This window comes from Cellulosimicrobium cellulans (assembly GCF_042723955.1).
In the GTDB taxonomy this organism is placed as follows: domain Bacteria; phylum Actinomycetota; class Actinomycetes; order Actinomycetales; family Cellulomonadaceae; genus Cellulosimicrobium; species Cellulosimicrobium cellulans_H.
This window is the reverse complement of the sequence record NZ_JBHXIC010000096.1, coordinates 1-1608: the sequence shown is the minus strand read 5'-3', so window position 1 is coordinate 1608 and position 1608 is coordinate 1. Positions and strand designations below refer to the sequence as shown.

Sequence of the window (1608 nt, the reverse complement as noted above, 5' to 3'; positions counted from 1 at the left end):
GCGCGGCCCCGCGGCTCTCTCCGTTCCGGGGGGCGGCGCCCCGGGCGCGGGCGACCTTCCCCACCGCGTGCGGGGGGCCCCCCCCCGGGGCGGGGGCGGGGGGGGCCCCCGACGCGTGGTCAGCCGTAGTACTCCGGGTCCTTCTCGCCCGGGGCGAGGCCGAGGATCGCCTTCTCGTCCGGCCGGTGGCGCAGCACGTTCTCGACGTACGACTGCGTCGCCTCCGCCATCGGGACGTCGCGCCCGGCGCGCTCGGAGATGAACCAGCGGTGGTCGAGGATCTCGTGGAAGAGCTGCGCCGGCTCGAGCTTGCGGCGCAGGTTGCGGGGCACGGCCTGGATCGTGGGCTCGAACACGCCGCTGAGCCAGTCGTGCGCGACGAACTCCTCGTCGTCGTTCTGGCGCTCGGCCGCCGCACGGAACGAGTCCAGGTCGTTGAGCAGGCGGCGGGCCTGGTTCTCCTGCACGTCGAGGCCGGTGAGGCGCAGCAGGCGCCGTGAGTGGTGCCCCGCGTCGACGACCTTCGGCTGGATCTGCACGGTCGTGCCGTCGATGTCGGTCGTGATCGCGAGCTCGTCCACGTCGAACCCGAGGTTGTTGAGGTGCTCGATGCGCGCCGCGACGCGCCACCGCTCGTTCGCGTCGAACGACTCCGACGTGGTCAGCGCCTCCCACAGCTCCTCGTAGCGCGCCACGAGCGCGTCGCCGATCGCGACCTCGTCCACGTCCTCGTCGAGCAGCTCGCCGGCGGCCAGGTCCATGAGCTCGCCGATGATGTTGGTGCGCGCGAGGTCGACGTCGTACGAGCGCTGGCCGGGCGAGAGCTCGCGGTGCAGGTCGCCCGTCTCCGCGTCGACGAGGAACGCGGCGAAGGTCTCTGCGTCGCGCCGGAACAGCGTGTTCGACAGCGACACGTCGCCCCAGTAGAAGCCGACCAGGTGCAGGCGCACGAGCAGCACGGCGAGCGCGTCGATGAGGCGGGTCGCCGTGTCGGGGCGCAGCGCCTGGCTGAACAGCGCGCGGTAGGGGAGCGAGAACTGGAGGTGCTCCGTGATGAGCACCGCCTCCAGCCGTTCGCCGTCCGCGTCCTGGCGCCCGGTGATGACCCCCACCGGGACGACGCTCGGCACCTCGAGCCGACGGAGCTGGCGCAGCAGCTCGTACTCCCGGTAGGCGACCGTCTCGCCGATCTCCTTGATCGCGATGACGCGCCCGGAGAGGCGGACGAACCGCACGATGTGCCGGGAGATACCGCGCGGCAGCGCCGCGAGGGTCTCGGCCGGCCACTCCTCGAGCGGGATGTCCCAGGGCAGGTCGAGGAGAGCCGGGTCGGGGGCCGACGCGGTGATCTGCAGGTTGTGCACCGTCACGGGGTCCATTGTCCACGGTCTTCGTCGGGCGGCCGATGTGGGTGCGTCGTCGTCCCCTCGGCACGACGACGGCGCCCGCCGACCTCGGGTCGAGGCCGGCGGGCGCCGGGCCGTGCTGGGGGGTGGCCCCGGGTGCTGGCCCGACGAGCCACGCACCCGGAGATCCGTCAGGCGCAGTCGAGCGCGTCGTGCTCGACGTCGACGGTCGAGGTGACCTCCTCGCCGTCGACCGTCGCGG

General features: G+C 73.1%; 1 protein-coding gene. It reads right to left on the bottom strand.

Going from position 1 to position 1608, the window contains the following annotated elements; genetic code table 11:
- Positions 1-119 precede the first annotated feature (119 nt).
- On the bottom strand, positions 120-1379 hold the full coding sequence (locus tag ACFWH7_RS18385; RefSeq protein ID WP_141389984.1) for a DUF4032 domain-containing protein: 1260 nt from the start codon (positions 1377-1379) through the stop codon (positions 120-122).
- Between the last annotated feature and the right edge of the window lie 229 nt (positions 1380-1608).

Coding starts and splice junctions, on each gene's coding strand:
- ACFWH7_RS18385 (WP_141389984.1), bottom strand. CDS start 1,379: ATGGACCCCGTGACGGTGCACAACCTGCAGATCACCGCGTCGGCCCCC.